Raw genomic sequence first — 24,160 nt, 5'->3', positions numbered from 1 at the left:
TCATGACCTAAACCATTAACTTGACTACCTGAAGTATTGCTGCCTACGGTGGTGCGAGTTGCTTGACGTCTTCAAGCATCCATGCCATGAAGTAACGCGTTGGCACCGCAACGCCGGGCGACTTACGAAGGAACACCCCATCCCATGACCTCCCCCGCACCCGTGGCCGCACCGGGCGAGCAGCGCAACGAGACGGTGATCGTCTTCGCCCTGAGCCTGGCCGCCATGGTCGTCTCGATGATGCAGACCCTGGTCGTGCCGATCCTCGGCCTCATCCAGAACGACCTGGAGACCACCTCCGCGAACGTCAGCTGGGTCACCACCGCCACCCTCCTCTCCGCCGCCGTCTTCACCCCGCTGCTCGGCCGCTTCGGCGACCAGCACGGAAAGAAGAAGACCCTGGTCGGCGTGCTGATCGTCATGGTCGCGGGCTCCGTCCTGGCCGCCGTGACGCACTCCCTGCCCTGGCTGATCACCGGCCGCGTCCTGCAGGGCGCCGCCACCGCGATCTTCCCGCTGGCGCTGTCCGTGCTGCGCGAGGAGGTGCGCCCGGCGAAGCTGCCCGGCGCCATGGCCATGGTCAGCGGCACGCTCGCCTTCGGCAGCGGCCTCGCGCTGGTGGCCACCGGCCTGCTCACCTCCGGCGACGACCCGGACTACCGCAGTGCCTTCTGGCTCGCCACCGGTCTCGCCGCGCTCGCCCTGATCGCCGTCGTCACGCTCGTCCCCGCCACCCGCGAGACCACCGGCGGCCGCACCGACGTCCTCGGCGCGCTCACCCTGGCCGCCACCCTGGTGCTGCTCCTGCTGCCCATCACCCAGGGCCACGAGTGGGGCTGGTCCTCCGCCCGTACCGTCGGCTGCTTCGCCGGCGCCGTGGTGGCGGCCGTGCTGTGGACACTGGTGGAACGCAAGGTGCGCGAGCCGCTCGTCGACATGAAGATGTTCGTCCACCGGCCGGTGCTCTTCGCCAACCTCGCCGGCCTGCTCGTCGGCTTCGGCTCCTTCGCCCTGTTCATCGGGGTGTCCTACCTCGTGCAGATGCCCTCGCAGATCGCCGGCTACGGCTTCGGCGCCAGCGTGCTGCGCGCCTCCGTGGAGTACCTGCTGCCCAGCACCGTCGTCTCGCTGCTCGCCGCCCCGGTCGGCGGCCAGCTCGTCCGCCACAAGGGCCCCCGCCCCGTCCTGCTGCTCGCCTCGCTGGTCGGGACCGCCGGCTTCGTGTGGATCGCCCTCGACCACGAGCACACCGTCTCCGTCATCGCCGCGGGCGTGTTCGTCGGCGCGGCCATCAGCCTCGGCTACGCCGCCATGCCCGCCGTGATCGTCGCCAGCGTCCCGCACCACCAGACCGGCATAGCCAACGGCATCAACTCCATCTCCCGCTCCACGGGCAGCGCCATCGGCAGCGCGATGATCACCACGGTGCTGGCCTCCAAGAGCCTCGAACACCTGCCGCCGGGCGCGCCCAAGCTGCCCGCCGAGAGCCAGTTCACCCTGACGTTCGTCATCGCGGGCGCCGCGTTCCTGATGGTCTCGCTGGTGGCCTGGCTGGGCCTGCGCGGGATCCAGGGCCTGAGGCCGGCAGCGCTGGCGGCCCCGGCCGCGGCGTCCGACGCTGAGACGGACGCCGACGCCCGAACGACCACCGAACCGAACACCGCAACCACCCCGGCAACGAAGGAGTCCGCACGATGAAGGCTGTCAGCTACCGCGCCTACGGCGGTCCCGAGGTCCTCGAGTACGGGGACCTGCCCGACCCCCACCCGGGCCCGGACAGCGTCCTGATCAAGGTCAAGGCCGCCGCCGTCAACCCCGTCGACTGGAAGGCCCAGGCCGGCTACCTCGGCGGCCTGATCGACGCCGTCTTCCCGGTCATCCCCGGCTGGGACGTCTCCGGCGTCGTCGTCACCCCGGGCTCGGACACCCCCGAATTCCAGGAGGGCGACGAGGTCATCGGCTACGTCCGCGAGGACTTCCTCTCCCGCGGCACCTTCGCCGAGTACGTCGCCGCCCCGGTGCGCACCCTCGCGCGCAAGCCCGCCAACCTCTCCTTCGAGGAGGCCGCAGGCCTGCCGCTGGCGGGGCTGACCGCCTACCAGTCGCTGAAGGCCGTGCAGGCGGGCGAGGGCGACACCGTGCTGATCCACGCCGCCGCCGGCGGCGTGGGCACCATGGCCGTCCAGCTCGCCCGGCACCTGGGCGCCCGCGTCATCGGCACCGCCAGCGAGCGCAACCACGACTTCCTGCGCTCGCTGGGCGCCGAGCCCGTCACGTACGGGGAGGGCCTCAACGAGCGGGTGCGGGCCCTGGCGCCCGAGGGCGTGAGCGTGGTCCTCGACTTCGTGGGCGGCGTCATCAACGGCTCGTCCGAGGTGACGGCCGACGGCGCCCGCCTGGTGTCCATCGTCGACCCGGACGTCACCGCCCTCGGCGGCCGGCTGCTGTGGGTGCGCCCGGACGCCGCCGACCTCGCGGCCCTGAGCCACCTGGCGGAGCAGGGCGTGCTGTCGGTGGAGGTCGCCCAGGTCTTCCCGCTGGAGAAGACGGCGGACGCGCAGCGGCTGAGCGCGGAGGGCCACACGCGGGGCAAGATCGTGGTGACGGTGTAGTCCGTGCCTTCCCCGCGCGGGGCGGCTACCGCCCCTCGTGCCGCCGCTCGCGCAGCCTGAGGTAGGCCGCCAGGCCGTCCGGCACCCACTGCCAGTCGGCCAGGCGGGCCTCCACCTCGTCCTCGGGGAGGAAGTCCCACCAGGCCACCTCTTCCTCCTGCGGCACGACCGGCAGCTCGCACCGCACCTCGTACACCGCCGACCACCACGAGCCCCCGGGCCCCTCGTACAGGAACCGGAACAGCGGGGTGGGCGCCGGCAGCCCGCTCACGCCCAGTTCCTCCTCGGCCTCGCGCAGCGCGGCCTCGTCGTACGTCTCGCCCGCCCCGACCACCCCGCCGACGAACATGTCGTACAGCGAGGGGAACACCAGCTTCCGGGCGGTGCGGCGGTGCACGAAGATCCGTCCCCGCGCGTCGCGCGCCTGGACGAACACACAGCGGTGGCGCAGCCCCGCCGCGTACACCTCGCCGCGCGGCGCCTGCCCGGTCACCCGGTCGTGCTCGTCGACGACGTCCAGCACCTCATCGGCCGCGAGCGGCTGCTGATCACTCATGCGGCCCATCCAACCAGCCGGAGCGGGGCGGTGGCGTCAGTCGGTCCGGCCGGAGCGCGGCAGTCCGGCCGTCAGTGCGGCTGCAGGTCGCGGACCCGCTCCGGGCGCGCCACCCCGGACGGCATCGCCGGATGCCGTCCGATCAGCACGATCCCGCAGACGATCGCCACCAGGCCCGCGGCCTCCCACGCCAGCGCGCCCGGCGTCGTACGCAGCCGGTCGCCCATGAACCCCACCCCGCAGGCGATCCCCGCCAGGGGCTGGGCCGCGGTCAGCGCGGGCAGCGACATCCGCAGCGGCGCCGTCTCGAAGGCGCTCTGCACCAGCACCAGCGCCGCGAGCCCGAGCCCGGCCACGGCGTACGGCTGCCAGGTGGTGACCAGCACCGTCCACCCGCCCTCTGCCAGCCGCTCGCCGGTGACGCGGGTGAGGGCGTCCTGCAGTCCGTAGAGCAGCCCGGCGGCGACGGCCAGCAGCGCGGCTTCCGTGCTCATCCGCACCCGCTTGGAGACGGCCGCCAGCAGCAGCGCGGTGCCCGCCACCACGCCGACGACCAGCCAGTGCCGCAGTGGATCGGTGACCGTCCGGCCACCGTGCGGGCGCCCGGCCACGACGAACGCGGCCACCCCCACCGCCAGCAGCCACAGCCCCGCCCAGCCGGTGCCGCCCAGCGGCTGCCTGGTCCGCCACCGGGAGAAGGCCATGGCGAACAGCAGATTCGTCGCCATCAGCGGCTCGACCAGCGACACCTCGCCCAGGCCGAGCGCGAGCGCGCCCAGCGCCATGCCGCACACCATGAACGCGATGCCGGCCAGCCAGCGGGGCATGCGGACCAGGTCCAGCAGCAGCCGGAAGGAGAGGAAGTCGCTCATGGGGGCGCGCTGCGCGGCGTCCTGCTGCAGCACGAACCCCACGCCCAGGCAGCACGCCGCGCTCACGGCGAAGGCGAAGACCATCATGTCGCGCACCTCAAGGCCGTGTGGCCGTAGGAGACTTGACGGAAAAACGATAGCCGCCCGTGGACGGTGTCACGGCCGAGTACCCCTCTTTCGGCCGTTCATCCGGAACGGGAGCCTCCGGCCCCGGCTCCCATCCTGCCCGATGCGTCGAACTCCAGTTCGTCGTGCATGTGCGCGGAGGGTGCCGACGCCATTCCCTCCCGTCCGAGTGATCACGCAACTTGACCTGACAGGGCGTTACTTGACGTTATGTCAGCATCAAGATCGGTCTTGACTCGGAGCCGTGACTACCGGTTTGCTGTGCGTGATCGAGAAAGCTTGTTCACGGACGCCCCCGACCCGGCGCCCGGAGGGGACGCACGCCGTGGAGGAAGCCCGCCGATGACGCCCCCGCCGCCCCTGGGCCGCCCCCGGAACAAGGACGGGCCGGCCTTCGACCCGGCCCTGGACGACCACGAACTCGCCACCGTCCGGGACGCGCTGGTCCGGGGCCGCTGGGACGGCGCCCGGCAGCTCCTCGCCCGCACCGGCGACGACTGGGACCGCCGCGGGCACCGCCTCGTCGTCCTCGCCGAGGGCCCCACCAGCGCCGCCTGGGCCCGCGAATGGCAGCTCGCCGAGCCCGACAGCCCCGACGCCGCCGCCCTCCTCGCCTGCGCCACCGTCTTCCGGGCCGCCCGCGGCCAGGACCAGCCCGACGCCGCCCGCGCCCTGTGCCTGGCCGCCGCCCGCATGGCACCCCGCGACCCGACGCCCTGGCTCGGCATCCTCATCCTCGCCCGCCGCACCGGCACCGACGACGAACGCGTCCGCGCCTTCGACCAGGTGCGCGCCCGGCACCGCGACCACCACCACGCCCACCACCTGATGGCCGCCTGCCTCGCCGAACACCAGGACGGCGACCGCGACGACCCCCTGCACGAGGTCTACGACTTCGCCTCCTGGGCCGCCGAACAGGCCCCCGCCGACTCCCCCCTGGCCGTCCTGCCCGTCGTCGCCCACGCCGAGCGCTACCGCGTCCTCGCCCGCGCCGGCCTCGAGCCCGCCGACCCCGCCCGCTCCGGCCACTGGACGACCCGCCGCGCCCGCCAGGTGATGAAGGCCGCCTTCGACTGGTGGCTGGAATGGGACGTCGACGACGGCACCACCGCCCACCCCCGGCGCAAGGTCGACCTCAACTACCTCGCCCACGCCAAGCTCCACGAGGGCCGGACCGCCGAGGCCGCCGCCCTGCTCACCCGCATCGGCCCGCACGCCACGAACGCCCCCTGGTCCTACCCCGACCGGGATCCCCGCAAGGCCTTCCGGGCCGCCCGCCGCACCGCCCTCGGCACCGCCTGACCACGCCTCCCCCTCACTCACGTCGAAGGACCCCCGCCATGTCCACGGGCATCACGAGCGAGATCAGCACCTTCAAGGGCCAGGAGAGACGGCTGCGCGCCGGCCGCATCGGCGTCGCCGGGCTGCTGCTGTCCGTCGTCGCCGCCAGCGCCCCCCTGATGGTGACCGCGGGCGTCATGCCCACCACCTACGGCACGATGGGCATCGTCGGACAGCCCCTCCTCTTCGTCATCCTCGGCATCGTCCTGATGCTCTTCTCCTTCGGCTACGCCGAGATGAGCCGGCACGTGCACAACGCCGGCGCCTTCTACGCCTACATCGCCCGCGGCCTGGGCGGCACCGCCGGGGCCGCCGCCTCCGTCGTCGCCCTGGTCGCCTACAGCGCCATGCAGTTCGCCATCTACGGCATCTTCGGCTACGAGCTGTCCACCCTCGTCGACCGGTACCTCGGGCTCGCCGTTCCCTGGTGGGTGCCCGCGTTCGCCGCCGTCGCCGTCATCGGCGTGCTCGGCTGGCTGAAGATAGACCTCAACGTCAAGGTCCTCGGCCTGCTGCTGCTCGTCGAATGCGCCATGGTCGCCGTCTTCGTCGCCGCCGGCGCGGGCAACCCCGGCCCCGACGGCCTCTCCTTCCACGCCTTCGACCCCTCTACCCTCACCGGCGCCGGCCTCGGCACCGCGCTCTGCTTCACCATCGCCTCCTTCGTCGGCTTCGAACAGGCCGCCGTCTACGCCGAGGAGACCAGCCGTCCCCAGGTCGTCGTCGCCCGCGTCACCTTCCTCGCCGTCGGCTTCGTCGCCCTCTTCTTCGCCGTCGGCTCCTGGGCGCTGAGCGTGGCCGCCGGGCCGTCCCGGATCGTGGAGGCGGCCCGGAAGGAAGGGCCGGACCTGCTCTTCGTCCTCACCGAGGACCGCCTCGGTGCCGGCTTCACCGACGTCATGCACCTCTTCTACGTGACCGGCATGTTCGCCGCGATGCTCAGCTTCCACAACGTCGTCGCCCGCTACGCCTTCGCCATGGGCCGCGAGGGCCTGCTGCCCGCCGCCCTCGGCCGCACCGCCCGCACCAGCGGCGCCCCCGCCTACGGCTCGCTGCTGCAGAGCGCCGTCTCCGTCGTCGCCGTCGCCGTCTTCGCCCTCACCGACGACCGCCCGCACGGCGACCCCACCGCGCCCGTCCTGCGCCTGTTCACCTGGATGGGCAACGTCGGCGCTCTCGGCGTCATCCTGCTCATGGCCGCCGCCGGCGCCGCCGTCATCGCCTTCTTCGTCCGCCGCGGCGCGGCACGGGCACAGGCCCCGCGGCTGGTGGCCTCCGCGGTGGCCGGCGTCGCGCTGCTGGTCATCGCCGGCTACGCCGTCAAGGACTTCGGCGTCCTGCTCGGCGCCGGCCCCGGGTCCGTCCTGACCTGGGTCCTGCCGGGCATCGTCGGCCTGGCCGTGGTGGGCGGACTGGCCTACGGGCTGGTGCTCAAGGCCGTACGGCCCGAGCTGCACGCCCGCATCGGGCTGGGCAACGAGGCCTTCCAGCTGGAGCGGGCGGCCGAGGCCGCGACCGGCTCCTCCACCCCGTCGCGAAAGGTTTCCTCATGACGTCCTGCCACCCCCGGACCACGACGGCCGCCCCGCACCCCCTCGACCCGCTGAGCGCCGAGGAGATCACCACCGCCCGCCGCGTCCTGACCGAGGCGGGCAAGGTCACCGCCACCACCCGCTTCCCCCTCGTCCTGCTCGACGAACCCGCCCGGCACACCGCCGCCGCCCACCGGCCCGGCGACCCCGTCGTACGGCGGCTGCGCGTCACCCTCCTGGACTCCGCCACCGGAGCCGCCGCCGAGGCACTGGTCGACGTCACCGCCGGCCTGCTGCTCGCCCACCGCGAGCTGGACACGGCCGCCGAGGGACAGCCGCAGGTCACCTTCGAGGAGTACGAGATCGTCGACGCGGTCGTCAAGGCCGACCCCGGCTGGCGCAAGGCCATGGCCGACCGCGGAGTCGACGACGCCGCCCTGGAACTGGCCGTCTGCGCCCCGCTCGCCGCCGGCGTCCTGGTCACGGACCGCCCCGGCCGGCGCCTGCTGCGCTCGCTGACCTGGCTGCGCTGCGACGCCACCGACAGCCCCTGGGCCCACCCCGTCGGCGGGCTGGTCGCCGACGTCGACGTCATCGCACGCGAGGTCGTCCGCCTCACCGACACCGGCGCGGTACCCATACCCGTCGAATGCGGGCGCTACGAACCCGAGTTCACCGGCCCGGCCCGCACCGACCTGCGCCCGCTGGAGATCACCCAGCCCGAAGGCCCCTCCTTCCACCTCGACGGCCCCCTGCTGACCTGGCAGAACTGGAGCCTGCGCATCGACTTCAACGCCCGCGAGGGCCTGGTCCTGCACCGCGTCACCCACCGCGACGGCACCGCCGGAGCCGAACGCTCCGTCCTGCACCGCGCCTCCCTCGCCGAGATGGCCGTCGCCTACGGCGAGGCCGAGGAGTCCCGCAACTGGGTGGCCTTCCTCGACGCGGGGGAGTACGCCCTGGGCCGCAACGCCAACGCGCTGCGCCTGGGCTGCGACTGCCTGGGCGAGATCCGCTACCTCGACGCCGTCGTCGCCGACGACCTCGGCCACCCCCAGACCCTGCCCAACGCCGTCTGCATCCACGAGGAGGACGACGGCCTGCTCTGGAAGCACAGCGACATCTTCAACGGCATGGCCGCCGAGAGCCGCCGCTCGCGCCGCCTGGTGATCTCCTACATCGCCACCGTCGGCAACTACGACTACGGCTTCTACTGGTACTTCCACCAGGACGGCACGATCGCCTTCGAGGCCAAGTCCACCGGCATCGTGCAGACCTCGGCCGTCGAGCCGGGCGCCGGCTCGCCCCACGGCACCGAGGTGGCGCCGGGCCTGCTCGCCCCGTACCACCAGCACCTGTTCTGCGTACGGCTGGACGCGGCCGTCGACGGGCTCGCCAACACCGTCGAGGAGATCGACGTCGTCCCGCTGCCCGAGGGCCCCGGCAACCCCGCCGGCAACGCCTTCACCACCCGTACGACGGTTCTCGCCGACAGCGCGGACGGCGGGCGGACGGCCGACACCACGACCGGACGGCGCTGGCGGATCACCAACCCGGGCTCGCGCAACCGCATGGGACAGCCCGTCGCCTACACGCTCGTCCCGCGTCCCGGGCCGCTCGTCCTGGCCCGGCCGGGATCGCCCGTCGCCCGGCGCATGGCGTACGGGACCAAGCACCTGTGGGTCACCCACCACCGCACCGACCGGCGCTACCCGGCCGGCGACTACCCCAACCAGCACCCCGGCGGCGCGGGACTGCCGCAGTGGACCACCGGCGGCGAGTCACTGGAGAACACCGAGCTGACCGTCTGGCACACCTTCGGGCCCACCCACCTGCCGCGCCTGGAGGAGTGGCCCGTGATGCCCGTCGACGTCAGCGGCTTCTCCCTCAGGCCGACCGGCTTCTTCGACCGCAACCCCGCCCTCGACCTGCCCAAGGAGACCGGCAGCGGCGGCCACTGCCACGCCTGACGCCCGCGCGGGCGGGGAAGGCGCTCAGGGGGCCTCCAGCGCCTTCCCCACCCGCCGCGAGACGGTGAACTCGTACAGGTCCAGCACCCCCGGCGGCTCCGCGAGGCCCGGCCCGCCGGCCCGCACCCAGGCCGCGACGTCGGCCAGCGCGTCGTCGTCGTTGACCAGCCCCAGCCACACCGGCCGCCCCCCGGCGGCCCGCCCCGCCGCCGACGGCTGCACCACCATCACGTTCGCCTGGTCGCACACGTCCAGGCACTCCGACGCCCGCACCTGAGCGGCCCCGCCCACCGCGGCCCGCAACCGCCCGATCTGCCCGGCGTGATCGACCCCGGGCACCTTGCGCGCGTCACCGCAGCAGCAGCCCCGGCACACGGTGATCCGGCAGGGCGCGGCGGAAGGGGAGGGGAGACGGGCGCTGTTGGAGGTCATCCGCGTGATCTTACGCATGCCCCGCACGGCCCGGGAGAGCCGGTCGGCACGCCCGGGGCGCCGTGGGCCGCCGGTCAGAACCCGCTGCAGGTGGCGGTGGCGAAGGGGCCGGACGCGGTGGCGGTCCTGGGCTTCCCCCCGCCCACGGACACCCGGCAGGTCACCGACCCCCCGGACGCGCCCGTGGTGGCCGCCAGCACCCCGCCCTTGCTGAACGCCGTGGTGGTCACCTCCTTGCGCCACGGCAGGGACTGCGACGTCTGCCGGTTCTCGAGGATCTCGCCCCTGCGCCATGTGCTGTACGAGACGGCCACATCGGAGGCGCTGCCGGTGACCTCGTACGTCACCGTGACCTCCTTGGACGCGTCCTCGCGGATCCCGAGGAAGAGCGCCACGCAGCCCCCCGCCAGGAGGATGAGCACCCCGAGCACCACCCAGGGCCACTTGGGGTGCCGCGTGTGTCCGGTCATGGCCGCCTCATCGGGCGAACTCCGGCTCCGCCGGGGCCTTTCCGCCCAGCGCGTCCCGGCGCTCCGGCATGCGCAGGGTGACCATCCGGCGCCAGCCGACGAGCCGTTCGTAGCGGTGCATCGCGTGGATGCCCGCGGCCAGCGCGGCCGACTTGGGACCGGACCAGCGCAGGATGCGGCCCATGCGGGCCATGACGGCGAGGCTGACGTCCCGGTAGACGGTGATCTCGGCGAGCGCGGTCTCGCGCAGCAGGGTGTGGATCGTCCGGCCGTGTCCGGCGGCCGCCAGGCGCAGCAGTTCCTCGTGGCAGTAGGCGAGGTGATTGGCCTCGTCGTGGCAGATCATCCGGATCGCCTTGCCGACCTCGGGGTGGTCCCCGAAGTGGGTGGTGAGCATGTCCATCTGGTCGGAGGCGCGCTGCTCGGTGACGCGGCTGTGGGCGAGGTAGGTGACGATGTCCCGTTCGGTCAGCGGGGTGTCGGCGCGCAGTGTGGAGTGCGGCAGGCCGATGCCCTTGCGTTCGAGGACGGCCGTGTAGTCGGTCTCCGGCGGAACGTCGACCTGCGGCAGGCCGCGCCTGCGCAGAAGGGCCTCGAAGATCCGGCCGTGCTTGTCCTCGTCGGCGCCGTGCCGGGCGATCTTCGGGGCGAGGTCGCGCAGGCTCTCGGGGACGAGGGCGGCGATCCGGCCGTTCTCCCAGCCGCCCTGGTGCTCCCCGCCCGCGGCGATGGAGCAGAACAGCTGGTAGGCCTCGTCGCTGTCGATGATCTCCTGAAACAGACCTCTGGCCGTGAGCATGGCCCTCACCTCCGTACGCGCCAGTCAAGTGCCCCGGGCGGGGGGCGGCAATCAGGGGCCGCCGCGCGCTGCTCCGAATGGCGGAGCGGGTACGGAGATTTGGGGGGCGTCCGGCGCGTAACCACGAGAGCGGACGGGCGTTGTGCTCGGTGTCGGCCGTGGCGGGGAGGAACCCCCGAGCCCCCACCACGGCCGCGCCCCTTCCGTTCCTCCCGCGTCGTTACGCGAGTCCTCCCGCGCTGTTACGCGAGTCCGGCGCGCTCCAGGGCCTCGACGCCGGTGCGCAGGCTCGCGATCCGCTCGTCGAGGGTGAACCCGGCCGGGGCCAGCGACAGGGTGGTCACCCCGGCGTCCGCGTAGGCCTGCATCCGGTCGGCGATGCGCTCGACGGAGCCGAGCAGGGTGGTGGAGTCGATCAGCCGGCGGGGGACGGCCGCGGCGGCGCCCGCCTTGTCGCCGGAGAGGTACTTCTCCTGGATCTCGGCGGCCTCCTTCTCGTACCCCATGCGGCGCGCCAGCTGGTTGTAGAAGTTCTGCTTGGCGCTGCCCATGCCGCCCACGTAGAGCGCGGTGTACGGGCGGAAGAGGTCGGCCAGCGCGTCGACGTCGTCGCCGACGGCCATCGGGACGGTCGGCGCCACGTCGAAGCCCTCGAGGTCCTTGCCCGCCTTGGCGCGGCCGGCGCGCAGCGCGCCCAGGGTGGTCTCCTCGGCGTGCTCGGGCGCGAAGAAGATCAGCAGGGCGCCGTCGGCGATCTCGCCGGTCTGCTCGAGGTTCTTGGGGCCTATGGCCGCGATGTACAGCGGGATGCGCTCGCGGACCGGGTGCACGGTGAGCTTGATGGGCTTGCCGGGGCCGCCGGGCAGCGGCAGGGTCCAGTGGTCTCCGTCGTGGGTGACGCGCTCGCGGGCCATGGCCTTGCGGACGATCTCCACGTACTCGCGGGTGCGGGCGAGCGGCTTGTCGAACTTCACGCCGTACCAGCCCTCGGAGACCTGCGGGCCGGAGACGCCGAGGCCCAGGCGGAAGCGGCCGCCGGAGAGCGTGTCGAGGGTGGCGGCGGTCATCGCCGTCATCGTGGGCGTGCGCGCGGGGATCTGGAAGATCGCCGAGCCGACGTCGATCCGCTCGGTCTGCGCGGCGACCCAGGACAGCACGGTGGGCGCGTCGGAGCCGTAGGCCTCGGCGGCCCAGCAGACGGCGTAGCCCAGGCGATCGGCCTCGCGGGCGACCGCGAGGTTGTCCGCGTCCACCCCGGCTCCCCAGTAGCCGAGGTTGATTCCGAGCCTCATCCGACTCATTCCGCACCCCTTACTGATCAGTAACGTCCTTGTTGCCGGGACTCTAGCGCGCGGACGCGTGATACGTCACCGACCCGTCGTCCACAGGCCGTGGCGGCACGGCGACGCGACGCGGCCCGGACAGTACCCTCAGCGCTCATGGAACAAAGGCATCTCGGCCGTACGGGCCTACGGGTATCCCGGCTCGGGCTCGGCACCCTCACCTGGGGCCGGGACACCGGGGAGCACGAGGCGGCCGAGCAGCTCAAGGCGTTCCGGGACGCGGGCGGCACCCTCGTCGACACCGCCGACGTCTACGCGGACGGCGGCGCCGAATACCTCCTGGGCCGGCTCCTGCGCGACCTCGTCCCGCGCCGCGACCTGGTGATCGCCACCAAGGCCGGCAGCGTCCTGGACCCCGAGCGCCGGATCGACTGCTCGCGCGGCCACCTGCTGGCGGCCCTCGACGCCTCGCTGGAGCGGCTCGGCACCGACTACGTCGACGTCTGGCAGATACACGCCTTCGACCCGGCCACCCCGGTCGAGGAGACGCTGCAGGCGATCGACCTCGCCGTCGGCAGCGGCCGGGCCCGCTACGCCGGCGTCTCCAACTTCTGCGGCTGGCAGCTGGCCAAGGCGGCGACCTGGCAGCTCGCCGCGCCGGGCGCGCGCACCCGGCTGGCCTGCACGCAGATGGAGTACTCCCTGCTGCAGCGCGGCATCGAGCGCGAGGTGCTGCCCGCCGCGCTCGACCTGGGCATCGGGGTGCTGCCCTCCTCGCCGCTGGGCCGGGGCGTGCTGACGGGCAAGTACCGCCGCGCCACCCCGGCCGACTCCAGGGCCGCCTCCGAGCACCTGGCGCCCTTCGTCGAGCCGTACCTGGACGAGACGGCCACCCGCATCGTCGAGGCCGTCGCCACCGCCGCCGACGGACTGGCCACCACGTCCCTGCAGGTGGCCCTCGCCTGGGTGCGCGACCGCCCCGGGGTCGCCGCCCCGATCGTCGGCGCCCGCACCGCGCAGCAGCTCGCGGAGGCACTGTCAGTGGAGGCCCTTACGCTTCCGGAGGAGATCTGCCAGGCGCTCGACGACGTGTCGGCGCCCGTGCACCGCTACCCGGACCAGGACTGGAGCACGCTGTGAGCAACAACCCCCTCGCCGACGGGGCGCCGGAGACGGAGGCCGGCGCACCGCCGCGCGGCGACGCAGCCTCCCCCGGCGGGGAACACCCCGGCGAGGAGCACGCCCGAGAGGAGCGCGCCGGGCAGGGCGCTGAGCGGGACGCCGAGCAGACCGCCGGGCCGAGTGGCGAGCAGGGCGAGCCCGCGCAGCGGTCGGCCGTCGCCGAGGCGCTCGCCGCCGCCGTGCGGGCCGTCGAGAGCGGGGAGCGGTCCGCCGCGTCGTTCTTCAACGAGCCCAGGCCGGCCGCCCGTCCGGCACGGCCCGCCCGCCCCGCCCCGGTGCCCCGGCCCGCCGCCGCGGCGGCGCCCGTGCGCCCCGCGGCGATCGCCCCGACCGCCGAGCTCACCGAGGTGCTCGCCGCCGGAGGGGCGCCGCAGCAGCTGGCCGGGCAGGTCGCCGGAACGCTCGGCGAGCACGCCGCCGACGCCCTGCGTGAGGACCCCTGGCGGCTGCTGGCCGTGCCGGGTGTCCGCCCCGACCAGGCCGACGGCTTCGCGCGGGCGCTCCTCGGGCCGGAGTGCGGACCGGGGGACGAACGCCGGGCGCGGGCGCTCACCGGCTGGCTGCTGGAGCAGGCAGCGCTCGCCGGTCACACCGTGCTGGAGTCCTCCGCCCTGAGCGCCGAGCTCGCCCGCCGCTCCGTCCCGGACCCCGAGGAGGCCCTGCACGACGCCATCGCCGAGGGCTCGGTGCTCGTCTTCCGCGAGGGCCCCGAGCCGGAGGAGACGGACGAGGAGGAAGAGGCCGCCGAGCCGGCCCGGCTGCTGCTGGGCCTGGACCGCTGCGCCATGGCCGAGGAGAGCCTCGCCGACGGCCTCGCCCGGCTGGCCACCGCCGCCGGGCGGGACGAGGCCGAGCCGGGCCCCGCCGCGAGCGACTGGGAGGCCGCCGCGGCCACCGCGCCGTCCCCCTCCGCCGCCGAGCTGATCCGGGCGGTCGCCCGCGCCGGCCTGGTGGCGCACAGCGGCGGCGAGGCCGCCCGCGCCGAGCCCGCCGCCATGGTCGCCGCCGCCGAAGGGCTGGGCCTGCGGGCCTGTGCCGCCGCCCACACCGAGGACGGCCGGCGCCGGCTGGCCGAGGCAGGGGTCACCGACGCCGTGACCGTCGCCGGCCTGCTCGCCGGCCGGGAGGGCCCGGGGCGCGAGGAGGACGGCACCCTGGCGCTCGACGTCCTGGCCGTCCTCGACGCCCCCCAACTGGACGTGGAGACGGCGGCCCTGCTGGTGGAGTCCCTCGCCGACGGCACCCGGCTCGTGCTGTCCGGCGACCCCGCCGTCCTGTGGTCCGCCGGCCCCGGCCGCGTCTTCGCGGACGTCCTGGCGTCCCGTACCTGCCCGGTGGTCGTCTCCCGCACCCCGGACCCCGGCCCCGTCGGCGAGCTGGTCTCCGGCATCGGCGTCGGTGAGCTCCACCAGGTGGACGCGCCCGGCAAGGAGGTCGTGATCGTCCCGGTGCGGGATCCGGGCGAGGCAGTGCACCGCACGGTGCAGCTCGTTGCCGACTCCGTCCCGCGCGCGATCGGCGTCCCGGCCGACCGCACCCAGGTCATCACCGTCGGCCACGGCGGCCCCGCCGGCACCCGCGCCCTCAACGCGGCCCTCAAGGAGCGGCTGAACCCCGGCCCCGGCCGGTTCGGCGGCTTCGACCCGGGCGACCGCGTCGCCCATGTGCCGGCGCCCGGCCGGATGGTCCCCGGCACGGTGGTCTCCGCCGACGCGGAGGGCCTGCGGCTGGACTGCGGCGGCACGACCGTGGTCGTACCGCCGGACCGGGTCGCCCAGGAGGTGCGCCACGGCTGGGCCGTGACGGCCCACCAGGCCGCCGGGACGCGCTGGGCGGCCGCCGTGGTGGTGCTGCCCGGCGACGCCGCGCAGACCCTGACGAGGTCCTGGGTCTACACGGCGTTCAGCCGGGGCGAGCAGCACCTGTCGGTGGTGCACGGCGTGGACCAGGCGCTGGCCCGCGCGGTCGCCGAGGTACCGGCGAAGGAACGGACCACCCGGCTGCGGTCACTGCTGGAGGCACAGCTCCGTCCTGCCGGGTAGAGCCCTGCACTGGTAAAGCCCTGCACGGGTGATGCCCGCCGGGTGATGCCCGCCGGCCCCGGGGCCGGCGGGCCGGGCGGTCACCTGCCGGTGGACCGTCCGCCCCCGTCGCCGGGGCCGGCGTCCTCGTCGCCCTCCAGGTCCAGGTCGTCGTCGAGGCCGTCGTCGTCGACGTCGCCGTCGTCATCGACGTCCTCGCCGTCGTCGTCGAGATCGTCCCCGAGGTCGTCGACCGGACCGCGCTCCTCGTCGAAGACGGCGCTGACGTCGAAGCGGCAGACCACCCGCTGCGGATCGGCCTGGTCGAACGGGGCCGACAGCCACTCGCCGGGCTCGGCGAGCTCGTCGGCCGCCGCCACCCAGAGGGTGGAGTCGCCCTCCTCCAGGCCGAATTCCTTGTGGCGGGAGGCGATTTCGTCGGGTTCGTACTCGCCGAAGAGCACCCCGAGGGCAGCGTGGACGCTGTTGCCGACACCGCCCGCCGCGCCGGAGGTCACTCCGGTGCCGGTGTCCGTGTCGACATCGGGGTCGAGGTCGGCGACGCGCTGGGCCTGGGCGAGCAGGCGGTGGGGCTCGGCCACCGAGTAGTCCCTGCGGATGAGCACGCTCAGGGCACTGGGCTCCTCGGGCCCGGCGTACGCGGGCAGCCCCTCGTCACCGGGGATCTCGAACGGGGTGACCTCGTCATAGGCGTCGTAGAGCAGCTCGTCGTACGCCTCGGCTGTCGCGGCCAGCTCGTTGAACGCGGCGTACACGGCCGGGTCGTCCTCCCCCGAACGGCGTTCGACGGCCTCGAGGTGGCGGTCCAGAGCGGCTTTGACCGCCTCGGCGGCGGCCCGTACCTCGGCAGCGGATGGCTGCGCAGCATCAGACATAGTGCAGACGCTATCCGCACCGGGCCCGTTCCCGCACAATAGATGCGATGCCGGAATACGAATTCTGTGATGTGTATGTGCCCCGGGGTGTCTCCCGGAAGGCCGCCACCCGTCTGCTGACCGACCACGCCGAGTACGGACACTGGGAGTTGGACCGACTACGCCTGAATCCCGACGGCAGCCGCAAGGCGCGGCTGCGCCGCCGGATCATCCGCCAGATCCGTGCCACGTGGTGAGCCGCGTGGTGACCGGGTGAACGCAGACGGAGGGGGCCCCGCGACAGCGGGGCCCCCTCCGTGCCGTACTCGCCCCGGTCAGCCCTGGGCGCCGCGCGCGCGGCGGTAGAGCATCGCGCCGCCGAGCAGCAGGCCCGCGCTGGCCGCGCCGGCCGCGCCGAGCTGGCCCGCACCGGTGTGCGCGAGCTCGGCGGCCTGCTGGGCCACCGTCGCCGGACGGTGCTCGGCGGGAGCGGCCGCCGGGGCCCGGTGGGCGTCCTTGACCTCCATGGCCGGCTTGGCCTGGTGGCCGGCGGGCGCGCCCGGGTGACCGGCGGGCTGGCCGTGGTGGTCAGCCGGCTTGTGGCCGGGCTTGGTCTCGGCGGGCTTGCCGTGGTGGCCGCCGGGCTTCTGCTCGTGCCCGCCCGGGTGACCGGGCTTGTCGCCGTGCGGCGGCTTGTGGCCGTGGTCGTGGCCGCCGGGCAGCGTGTGCCCGTTGTTCGCGCACTGGTTGCCGGTGGCATGGTTGCCGATGCCCACGACGTTGACGCTGTTGCCGCAGGCGTTGACCGGAATGCTCACCGGGGCCTGGACCGTGTTGCCGGAGGCGACACCGGGCGAGCCGGTGCTGCTGCCGTGCGCCTGCGAGCCGTGGCCGTTGTGGCCGTGGCCCTGGTGGCCGCCGTGACCGTGGCCGCCGTGACCGCCGCCGTTGACACACCGGTTGCCCGTCGCGGGGTTGAGCAGCCCGACCACGTTCACGGTGTTGCCGCAGGCGTTCACCGGAACGTGGACGGGGACCTGCACGGTGTTGCCCGACGCGACGCCGGGGGAGTTCGAGGCGACTCCCCTCGCGCCCGAGTCCGCCTGGGCGTAGCCGCCCGTGACGGCGGCGATCACGCCGGTCGCCGCCGCTGCCGTGATCAGGCCCTTCTTGGTGACCTGTCGCATTTCGTCTTGCCCCTTTGCTGCTTCTTGCCATGCGGAATGCGCAAGGACGAGTGTTCCGCCCGTGCGCGGAAAGCTCCGGGTCGAAAGCCGGGTGGCTCCGGTGCACATGGCATGTGCCCCGGAGCCACCCGGTTTCAATCCTTCACGGGATGAGACACAACGTCACTTGTTGACGCAGACGTTGCCCGCGGCGGGGTTGAGCAGCCCGACGACGTTGATCGTGTTGCCGCACACGTTCACCGGAACCTCCACCGGGACCTGCACGACGTTGCCCGAGACGACGCCGGGAGAGTTCACGGCGGCACCCTGAGCCCCGCCGCTGGCAGCGGCAACGCCCGCGCCCGCGAGTACGAGACCACCGGTGGCAGCCGCAGCGGCGACGACCTTCTTGAGCATTGATTCCTCCTTGTTGGCAATGCGGTCCCAGCCGCGGACCGCACACCTGTAACGATGAGGAGGTAATGGGGCTACGTAAGCGTGTCGGCGTTCACTCTTTCCGGTTAAGGAAGCGCCAAATACGTGCAATCCGACAGTCGTTCAGGAACCGGCTCAGCACTGATCCAGGAATCGGTCGAGCACTCGTGCACCGAATTTCAGACCATCCACCGGAACCCGCTCGTCCACTCCGTGGAACATCCCGGCGAAGTCCAGCTCGGGCGGCAACTGCAGCGGTGCGAAGCCGAAGCAGCGGATCCCCAGGTCGTCGAAGGACTTGGCGTCCGTGCCGCCGGAGAGCATGTACGGCACGGCCCGCGCGATGGGGTCCTCGGCCTTGAGCGCCGACTGCATCGCCGCCACCAGGTCGCCGTCGAAGCCGGTTTCCAGGGCCTTGTCCGCGTGCACGTCCTCCCGCTTGACCCGCGGCCCGAGGATGCGGTCGAGGTCGGCGAGGAACTCCTCCTCGTACCCCGGCAGGAACCGCCCGTCCACATGCGCGGTGGCCTGCCCGGGGATCACGTTGACCTTGTAGCCGGCGCCGAGCATCGTCGGGGCGGCGGTGTTGCGCAGCGTGGTGCCGATCATCTTGGCGATGCCGCCGAGCTTGGCGAGCGTGGTCTCCATGTCCTCGGGGTCGAGCGGGGTGCCGAGGGCGTCCGACAACTCGTCGAGGAAGGACCGCACGGTCTTGGTCACCCGCACCGGGAACTCGTGCCGCCCCAGCCGCCCGACCGCCTCGCACAGCTCCGTGATGGCGTTGTCCTTGTTGGTCATCGACCCGTGGCCCGCCGTGCCCTCCACGGTGAGCCGCATCCAGTGCATGCCCTTCTGGGCCGTCTCGATCAGATAGAGCCGCAGGTTCTCGTTGACGGTGAAGGAGAAGCCGCCGACCTCGCCGATCGCCTCGGTGACCCCCTCGAAGAGGTCCGGGTGCCTGTCGACGAGGTGACGGGCGCCGTAGGTGCCGCCGGCCTCCTCGTCGGCGAGGAAGGCCAGCACGATGTCGCGCGGCGGCTTGCGGCCCGACCGCAGCCGGTCGCGGACGACCGCCAGCGTCATCGCGTCCATGTCCTTCATGTCGACCGCGCCGCGCCCCCACACGCAGCCGTCCGCGATCTCGCCGGAGAAGGGGTGGTGCGTCCAGTCGGCGGCGTCGGCGGGCACCACGTCCGTGTGCCCGTGGATGAGCAGCGCCGGCCGGGAGGGATCGGCACCCTCTATCCGCGCCACCGTCGAGGCCCGGCCCTTGTGCGACTCGATGATCCGCGGCTCGAGCCCCACCTCGGCGAGCTTCTCGGCCACGTACTCGGCGGCCACGCGCTCACCCGGTCCGGAGTGGTCGCCGTAATTGCTGGTGTCGATCCGGATCAGGTCGCGGCAGAGGTCGACGACCTCGCTCTCAGCCGTCCTGCCCGTGCCGGCGGTGCCCGGCTTCGACTCGCTCACGCTGCCTCCTCGTGGTTGGCCGCCGGGCGGCCGACGCGCGTACGGGCGGCCTCCGGCGGGGGTCCACCGCCATCCTCCCCCCACCGTTCGCCCAGCCCAAGGCCGCAATGCCGCCGACACACGCCCGCAACGACCGCGCCCGCCGCCACGTCCGGCCGGGTGATCGAGCACCCCGGATGTTTGGTATTGTTTTCCATGTCGCCGCGGGGAACACCCCGCAGAGACAGACACCTGGTCCGGGTGGCGGAATGGCAGACGCGCTAGCTTGAGGTGCTAGTGCCCTTTATCGGGCGTGGGGGTTCAAGTCCCCCCTCGGACACAAGGAAAGACCCCAGCGAAGCTGGGGTCTTCGCCGTTTCCGGGGCTTTTTCGCTCTGCTCCGGCCACCGCACCCCGCGACCGTCCGGGGTTCCTACAACCACCCCCGCCGCTTGAACGTCCGGTGCAGCCAGAAGACCAGGCCGGCCATCAGCAGCACCGCCGCCGGATAGCCCCACGGCCGGCGCAGCTCCGGCATGTGGTCGAAGTTCATGCCGTAGATGCCGGCGATCATTGTGGGGACCGCCGCCATGGCGGCCCAGGCCGAGATCTTGCGCATGTCGTCGTTCTGCTGGACGCCCATCTGCGCCAGGTGGGCGGAGAGGATGTCGCTCAGCAGGCGGTCCAGGCCGTCCACCGACTCGTTGGCGCGCGTCAGATGGTCGCCCACGTCGCGGAAGAACGGGCGGGCGCGGTCGTCGACGAAGGGCAGGCCGGCCCCGGTCAGCCGGGCCAGAGGGTCCGTCAGGGGGACCGTGGCCCGCCGGAACTCCACCACCTGGCGCTTGAAGGAGTAGATGCGCGAGGCGGTGTGCTTGGTGTCGCCGCCCAACGGGGCGAACACCTCGGCCTCCAGGTCGTCCAGATCGGCCTGCAGCAGGGCCGCGACCTCGGTGTACTGGTCCACCACGTCGTCGCTCACCGCGTACAGCACCGCCGTCGGGCCGTGCGCCAGCAGCTCCGGGTCCTCCTCCAGGCGGCGCCGCACGCGCGCCAGCGGGCTGCCCTCGCCGTGCCGCACGGTCACCACGAAGGAATCGCCGAGGAAGAGCATCAGCTCGTCGGTGGTGACGGTGTCCGCCTCGTCGTCGTAGACCACCGTCTTGAGGACCACGAACAACGAGTCGTCGTACACCTCCAGTTTCGGCCGCTGGTGCGCGTTGAGGGCGTCCTCCACGGCCAGCGGGTGCAGCGCGAACTCGCTCGTCACCAGCTCGAACTCCTTCTCCGTGGGCTCGTGCAGCCCGATCCAGACGAAGGCGTTCCCCGCTGCCCGCGCCGCGTCCAGCGCGTCGGAGAAGTCGACGGGGCCGTCGGTGCGGCGCCCGTCGCGGTAGATGGCGCAATCCACGATCACGCCTGGCATTCTCCCCGCCCGCCCCTACCGCCGGTAGCCGTCACGGCCGTGGGAAGCCGTCGTAGGCTGGCTGCCATGCCCACGCTGATCCTGGTCCGGCACGGCCGGTCCACCGCCAACACCGCCGGAGTGCTCGCCGGGTGGACCCCCGGCGTGGCCCTGGACGAACGCGGCGCCGCCCAGGCCGCCGGCCTCCCCGCACGGCTGGCGGGCATCCCGCTCGCCGCCGTGGTCACCAGCCCGCTGCAGCGTTGCCGCGAGACCCTCGCCCCGCTGCTCGCCGCCCGGCCCGAGCTGGCGCCGCACACCGAGGAACGCATCGGCGAGTGCGACTACGGCGACTGGTCCGGCCGCAAGCTCAGCGAGCTCGCCGACGAGCCGCTGTGGGAGACCGTCCAGCGCCACCCCTCCGCCGCCGCCTTCCCCGGCGGCGAGTCCCTGCGCGCCATGCAGTCCCGCGCGGTGGACGCGGTACGGGAGTGGAACGAGCGGATCGAGCGGGACCACGGCGAACAGGCCGTCTACCTCATGTGCACCCACGGCGACCTGATCAAGGCGATCGTCGCCGACGCCCTCGGCCTGCACCTGGACCAGTTCCAGCGGATCACCGCCGACCCGTGCTCGGTCACCGCCATCCGCTACACCCGGCTGCGCCCGTACCTGCTGCGCCTGGCCGACACCGGCGACCTCAGCGGCCTCGCCCCCCGCGAGATGGCCGGTGAGGAGGCCGGCGAGGAAGGCCGTGAGCAGGGCCACAGCGAGGACGCGGCCGTGGGAGGCGGTGCGGGGGCCCCGTGATCGTCTCGCGCAGTAGGGTGGGGACGCGGGGTCGGCAGCCCTGATCCCGCACCCGGAACAGTCACTCCGACCACCGAACCCAATGGAGCAGGACGTTGTCCCGTCAGGTGTTCCTCTATGACCCGCCGGACCGCTTCGTCGCCGGTACGGTCGGGCTGCCGGGCCGCCGCACTTTCTTCCTCCAGGCCACCGCGGGCGGCCGGACCACCAGCGTCGCGCTGGAGAAGGCCCAGGTCGAGGCGCTCGCCGAGCGTATCGACGAACTGCTGGACGAGGTGGTCCGGCGCACCGGCGGCAGCGCCCCGGTGCCCGCCGTGGCCCCCGTCGAATTCGCCGACACCGCCCCCCTGGACACGCCCGTCGAGGAGGAGTTCCGGGTCGGCACCATGGCCCTGGCCTGGGACGGCGACGGCCAGCGCATGGTGGTGGAGGCCCAGGCCCTCGTCGAACTCGAGGCGGACACCGACGAGGACCTCGCCGAGGCCGAGGAACGGCTGCTGCAGGACGAGCTGAACGGCCCTCCCATGCTCCGCGTGCGGCTCACCGGAACCATGGCCCGCGCCTTCGCCAAGCGCGCGCTCGAAGTCGTCAACGCCGGCCGGCCCCCGTGCCCGCTGTGCAGCCTGCCGCTCGACCCGGAAGGACACGTATGTCCGCGCCAGAACGGATACCGCCGCGGAGCCTGACCCCGCACGAGCTGCTGGCCAAGGGCGAGCTGACGGTGCGTGGGCAGATCCGCGAGGCGTCCAACGCGGTGCTCTACTGCACGGTCGAGTACGAGGGCGTCAGCGCCGCCTGTGTGTACAAGCCGGTTGCGGGGGAGCAGCCGCTGTGGGACTTCCCCGACGGCACGCTCGCCCAGCGCGAGGTGGCCGCGTACGAGCTGTCCGAGGCCATGGGGTGGGGCCTGGTCCCGCCCACGGTGCTGCGCGACGGCCCGTACGGTCGGGGCATGTGCCAGCTGTGGATCGAGGCCACGGAGGAGCGGGCCGAGGAGGACCGGCTGCTCGCCCTGGTCGACGGCGACGAGCCCGGCCCCGGCTGGAAGGCCGTCGGCCTCGCCGACGTGGGGGAGGACCGCACCGCGCTGCTGGTCCACGCCGACGACGAGCGGCTGCGCCGGCTGGCCGTCCTCGACGCGGTGATCAACAACGGTGACCGCAAGGGCGGTCATCTGCTGCCCGCCGCCGACGGGCGGATCTACGGCATCGACCACGGTGTGACCTTCAACGCGGACGACAAGCTGCGCACCCTGCTGTGGGGCTGGGCGGGCGAGCCGCTGACCGAGGAGGCGCTGGAGGCCCTGCGGCGACTTTCGGCCGATCTGGCCGAGGACCGCCCGCTGGCCGCCCGGCTGGCCGAGCTCATCACCCCCGCCGAGATCGACGCCCTCAGGGCCCGGGTGGCGGACCTCCTGCGCACCGGGCGCCACCGCGAACCCAGTGGTCAGTGGCCCGCGATCCCCTGGCCCCCGCTGTAGGGACGCTCGCGCAGCACACTGGGGGGCGTGGACGCAAGAGAGCATCTTCGGCCAACACACCGGTCCGGTTCGTATCCGGAACATGCATCCGGTTACGCTCGGGGCATGCATGCCTGGCCCGCTTCTGAGGTGCCCGCCCTGCCCGGCAGTGGCCGCGACCTCCGGATCCACGACACCGCGACCGGCGAGCGAGTGACCCTCGCCCCCGGTCCCGTCGCCCGCCTCTACGTGTGCGGCATCACGCCGTACGACGCCACCCACATGGGGCACGCGGCGACCTACAACGCGTTCGACCTGGTGCAGCGCGTGTGGCTCGACACCAAGCGGCAGGTTCACTACGTCCAGAACGTCACCGACGTCGACGACCCGCTGCTGGAGCGGGCCGTCGCCAACGGCGACGACTGGACCGCCCTCGCCGAGCGCGAGACGGCCCTCTTCCGCGAGGACATGACCGCCCTGCGTATGCTCCCGCCCCGCCACTACGTGGGCGCCGTGGAGTCGATACCCAAGATCGTGCCGCTGGTGGAGCGGCTGCGCGACGCCGGTGCCGCCTACGAGCTCGAGGGCGACATCTACTTCTCCGTCGCCTCCGACCCGTCCTTCGGCAGCGTCTCCAACCTCGACGCCGAGGCGATGCGCCTGCTGTCCGCCGAGCGCGGCGGCGACCCCGAGCGCCCCGGCAAGAAGAACCCCCTCGACCCCATGCTGTGGATGGCCGCCCGTCCGGGCGAGCCCAGCTGGGACGGTGCCTCGCTCGGCCCCGGCCGCCCCGGCTGGCACATCGAGTGCGTCGCCATCGCCCTCGAGCACCTGGGCATGGGCTTCGACGTCCAGGGCGGCGGCTCCGACCTGATCTTCCCGCACCACGAGATGGGCGCCTCGCACGCCCAGGCGCTCACCGGCGAGCACCCCTTCGCCAAGGCGTACGTGCACGCCGGCATGGTCGCCCTCGACGGCGAGAAGATGTCCAAGTCCAAGGGCAACCTCGTCTTCGTCTCCGCGCTGCGCCGCCAGGGCGTCGACCCGGCCGCCATCCGGCTCGCGCTGCTGGCCCATCACTACCGCGCCGACTGGGAGTGGACGGACGCCGTCCTGACCGAGGCCCTGGAGCGCCTGGACCGCTGGCGCGCCGCCGTCTCCCGCCCCGACGGCCCGTCCGCCGAGGCGCTCGTCGAGGAGATCCGCGACGCGCTCGCCGACGACCTCGACGCCCCGGCCGCGCTCGCCGCGGTCGACCGCTGGGCGGCCGCCCAGGCCGCCACGGGCGGCACCGACCAGGGCGCGCCGGGCGTGGTCTCCCGCGCGGTGGACGCGCTGCTGGGCGTGGCGCTGTAACCGCATCGA

General features: G+C 73.3%; 23 protein-coding genes and 1 tRNA gene. 13 read left to right on the top strand and 11 right to left on the bottom strand.

Annotation, left to right across the window (positions count from 1 at the left end; all coding sequences use genetic code 11):
* Positions 1-144: 144 nt before the first annotated feature.
* Both ACIG36_RS23245 and ACIG36_RS23240 read left to right on the top strand, forming a co-directional pair.
* Positions 145-1,698, top strand: coding sequence for an MFS transporter (locus tag ACIG36_RS23245; RefSeq protein ID WP_399930920.1), 1,554 nt, complete (start codon positions 145-147; stop codon positions 1,696-1,698).
* Positions 1,695-2,612 carry an NADP-dependent oxidoreductase gene (locus ACIG36_RS23240; protein WP_399930917.1) on the top strand — a complete coding sequence of 306 codons (918 nt, stop codon included), beginning with the start codon at positions 1,695-1,697 and terminating at the stop codon, positions 2,610-2,612. Before ACIG36_RS23245 ends, ACIG36_RS23240 begins: the two co-directional genes overlap by 4 nt.
* Before the next feature lie 25 nt (positions 2,613-2,637).
* On the opposite strand, the gene ACIG36_RS23235 is transcribed toward ACIG36_RS23240, so the two are convergent.
* Entirely contained in the window at positions 2,638-3,168 is a 531-nt protein-coding gene (locus ACIG36_RS23235) for an NUDIX hydrolase (protein ID WP_399930915.1), read from the bottom strand.
* Positions 3,169-3,239: 71 nt separating this feature from the next.
* A complete protein-coding gene (locus ACIG36_RS23230; protein WP_399930912.1) occupies positions 3,240-4,127 on the bottom strand; it encodes a DMT family transporter in 888 nt (295 codons plus the stop codon).
* A gap of 381 nt (positions 4,128-4,508) precedes the next feature.
* Between ACIG36_RS23230 and ACIG36_RS23225 the strand changes: the two genes are divergently transcribed.
* From ACIG36_RS23225 to ACIG36_RS23215, 3 genes are read left to right on the top strand one after another with little or no spacing between them, the layout of a single operon-like run.
* Complete coding sequence (locus ACIG36_RS23225) at positions 4,509-5,468, top strand: hypothetical protein (protein ID WP_399930909.1); 960 nt, start codon at positions 4,509-4,511, stop codon at positions 5,466-5,468.
* Positions 5,469-5,506: 38 nt separating this feature from the next.
* Positions 5,507-7,060, top strand: coding sequence for an APC family permease (locus ACIG36_RS23220; RefSeq protein WP_399930906.1), 1,554 nt, complete (start codon positions 5,507-5,509; stop codon positions 7,058-7,060).
* The gene (locus tag ACIG36_RS23215) at positions 7,057-9,009 is read left to right on the top strand and encodes a primary-amine oxidase (protein ID WP_399930903.1); all 1,953 of its coding nucleotides are present in this window, start codon (positions 7,057-7,059) and stop codon (positions 9,007-9,009) included. The genes ACIG36_RS23220 and ACIG36_RS23215 overlap by 4 nt, the downstream gene beginning before the upstream one ends.
* A 24-nt stretch (positions 9,010-9,033) precedes the next feature.
* Here ACIG36_RS23215 and ACIG36_RS23210 read toward each other — a convergent pair whose 3' ends face one another.
* The 4 genes from ACIG36_RS23210 to ACIG36_RS23195 form a co-directional block, all read right to left on the bottom strand.
* Positions 9,034-9,441: a (2Fe-2S) ferredoxin domain-containing protein gene (locus tag ACIG36_RS23210; protein ID WP_399930900.1), complete on the bottom strand. Its 408-nt coding sequence runs from the start codon at positions 9,439-9,441 to the stop codon at positions 9,034-9,036.
* A gap of 74 nt (positions 9,442-9,515) precedes the next feature.
* Positions 9,516-9,911: an MmpS family transport accessory protein gene (locus ACIG36_RS23205; RefSeq protein WP_399930897.1), complete on the bottom strand. Its 396-nt coding sequence runs from the start codon at positions 9,909-9,911 to the stop codon at positions 9,516-9,518.
* Positions 9,912-9,918: 7 nt separating this feature from the next.
* Positions 9,919-10,710, bottom strand: a complete 792-nt coding sequence (locus ACIG36_RS23200) for a ferritin-like domain-containing protein (protein WP_399930895.1) — start codon at positions 10,708-10,710, stop codon at positions 9,919-9,921.
* 242 nt (positions 10,711-10,952) lie between these two features.
* Positions 10,953-12,002, bottom strand: coding sequence for an LLM class F420-dependent oxidoreductase (locus tag ACIG36_RS23195; RefSeq protein ID WP_399930892.1), 1,050 nt, complete (start codon positions 12,000-12,002; stop codon positions 10,953-10,955).
* A gap of 147 nt (positions 12,003-12,149) precedes the next feature.
* On the opposite strand from ACIG36_RS23195, the gene ACIG36_RS23190 reads away from it, so the two are divergent.
* Together ACIG36_RS23190 and ACIG36_RS23185 are read left to right on the top strand one after the other, a co-directional pair.
* The gene (locus ACIG36_RS23190) at positions 12,150-13,133 is read left to right on the top strand and encodes an aldo/keto reductase (protein ID WP_399930889.1); all 984 of its coding nucleotides are present in this window, start codon (positions 12,150-12,152) and stop codon (positions 13,131-13,133) included.
* Positions 13,130-15,217 (top strand): helix-hairpin-helix domain-containing protein, encoded by a 2,088-nt coding sequence (locus tag ACIG36_RS23185; RefSeq protein WP_399930886.1) that lies wholly within the window; start codon positions 13,130-13,132, stop codon positions 15,215-15,217. The genes ACIG36_RS23190 and ACIG36_RS23185 overlap by 4 nt, the downstream gene beginning before the upstream one ends.
* An 80-nt stretch (positions 15,218-15,297) precedes the next feature.
* Here the strand turns inward: ACIG36_RS23185 and ACIG36_RS23180 are convergent, their stop codons facing one another.
* On the bottom strand, positions 15,298-16,092 hold the full coding sequence (locus tag ACIG36_RS23180) for a hypothetical protein (RefSeq protein WP_399930883.1): 795 nt from the start codon (positions 16,090-16,092) through the stop codon (positions 15,298-15,300).
* 47 nt (positions 16,093-16,139) lie between these two features.
* Here ACIG36_RS23180 and ACIG36_RS23175 point away from each other — a divergent pair, with 47 nt between their 5' ends.
* Entirely contained in the window at positions 16,140-16,328 is a 189-nt protein-coding gene (locus tag ACIG36_RS23175; protein WP_399930880.1) for a DUF5703 family protein, read from the top strand.
* A 78-nt stretch (positions 16,329-16,406) separates the two neighbouring features.
* Here ACIG36_RS23175 and ACIG36_RS23170 read toward each other — a convergent pair whose 3' ends face one another.
* The 3 genes from ACIG36_RS23170 to ACIG36_RS23160 all read right to left on the bottom strand — a co-directional run bounded on the left by ACIG36_RS23170 (position 16,407) and on the right by ACIG36_RS23160 (position 19,142).
* Positions 16,407-17,258 (bottom strand): chaplin, encoded by an 852-nt coding sequence (locus ACIG36_RS23170; protein WP_399930877.1) that lies wholly within the window; start codon positions 17,256-17,258, stop codon positions 16,407-16,409.
* A gap of 162 nt (positions 17,259-17,420) precedes the next feature.
* Positions 17,421-17,654, bottom strand: coding sequence for a chaplin ChpH (chpH, locus tag ACIG36_RS23165; RefSeq protein ID WP_399930874.1), 234 nt, complete (start codon positions 17,652-17,654; stop codon positions 17,421-17,423).
* A 153-nt stretch (positions 17,655-17,807) separates the two neighbouring features.
* Complete coding sequence (locus ACIG36_RS23160) at positions 17,808-19,142, bottom strand: M20/M25/M40 family metallo-hydrolase (protein ID WP_399930871.1); 1,335 nt, start codon at positions 19,140-19,142, stop codon at positions 17,808-17,810.
* Between the two features lie 234 nt (positions 19,143-19,376).
* Between ACIG36_RS23160 and ACIG36_RS23155 the strand changes: the two genes are divergently transcribed.
* A tRNA-Leu gene (locus tag ACIG36_RS23155) sits at positions 19,377-19,461 on the top strand.
* Positions 19,462-19,554: 93 nt separating this feature from the next.
* Here the strand turns inward: ACIG36_RS23155 and corA are convergent.
* Positions 19,555-20,547, bottom strand: coding sequence for a magnesium/cobalt transporter CorA (gene corA, locus ACIG36_RS23150; RefSeq protein ID WP_399930869.1), 993 nt, complete (start codon positions 20,545-20,547; stop codon positions 19,555-19,557).
* A gap of 66 nt (positions 20,548-20,613) precedes the next feature.
* On the opposite strand from corA, the gene ACIG36_RS23145 reads away from it, so the two are divergent.
* The 4 genes from ACIG36_RS23145 to mshC all read left to right on the top strand — a co-directional run bounded on the left by ACIG36_RS23145 (position 20,614) and on the right by mshC (position 24,151).
* On the top strand, positions 20,614-21,336 hold the full coding sequence (locus tag ACIG36_RS23145) for a histidine phosphatase family protein (RefSeq protein WP_399930867.1): 723 nt from the start codon (positions 20,614-20,616) through the stop codon (positions 21,334-21,336).
* A 95-nt stretch (positions 21,337-21,431) separates the two neighbouring features.
* Positions 21,432-22,022 carry a DUF3090 domain-containing protein gene (locus ACIG36_RS23140; protein WP_399930864.1) on the top strand — a complete coding sequence of 197 codons (591 nt, stop codon included), beginning with the start codon at positions 21,432-21,434 and terminating at the stop codon, positions 22,020-22,022.
* Positions 21,986-22,816 (top strand): SCO1664 family protein, encoded by an 831-nt coding sequence (locus tag ACIG36_RS23135; RefSeq protein ID WP_399930862.1) that lies wholly within the window; start codon positions 21,986-21,988, stop codon positions 22,814-22,816. Before ACIG36_RS23140 ends, ACIG36_RS23135 begins: the two co-directional genes overlap by 37 nt.
* A gap of 105 nt (positions 22,817-22,921) precedes the next feature.
* Positions 22,922-24,151, top strand: coding sequence for a cysteine--1-D-myo-inosityl 2-amino-2-deoxy-alpha-D-glucopyranoside ligase (gene mshC / locus ACIG36_RS23130; RefSeq protein ID WP_399930859.1), 1,230 nt, complete (start codon positions 22,922-22,924; stop codon positions 24,149-24,151).
* Positions 24,152-24,160 lie beyond the last annotated feature (9 nt).

It is taken from the genome of Streptomyces sp. NPDC053048 (assembly GCF_044547045.1).
GTDB lineage: Bacteria > Actinomycetota > Actinomycetes > Streptomycetales > Streptomycetaceae > Streptomyces.
This window is presented reverse-complemented; position numbering and strand designations above follow the sequence as displayed.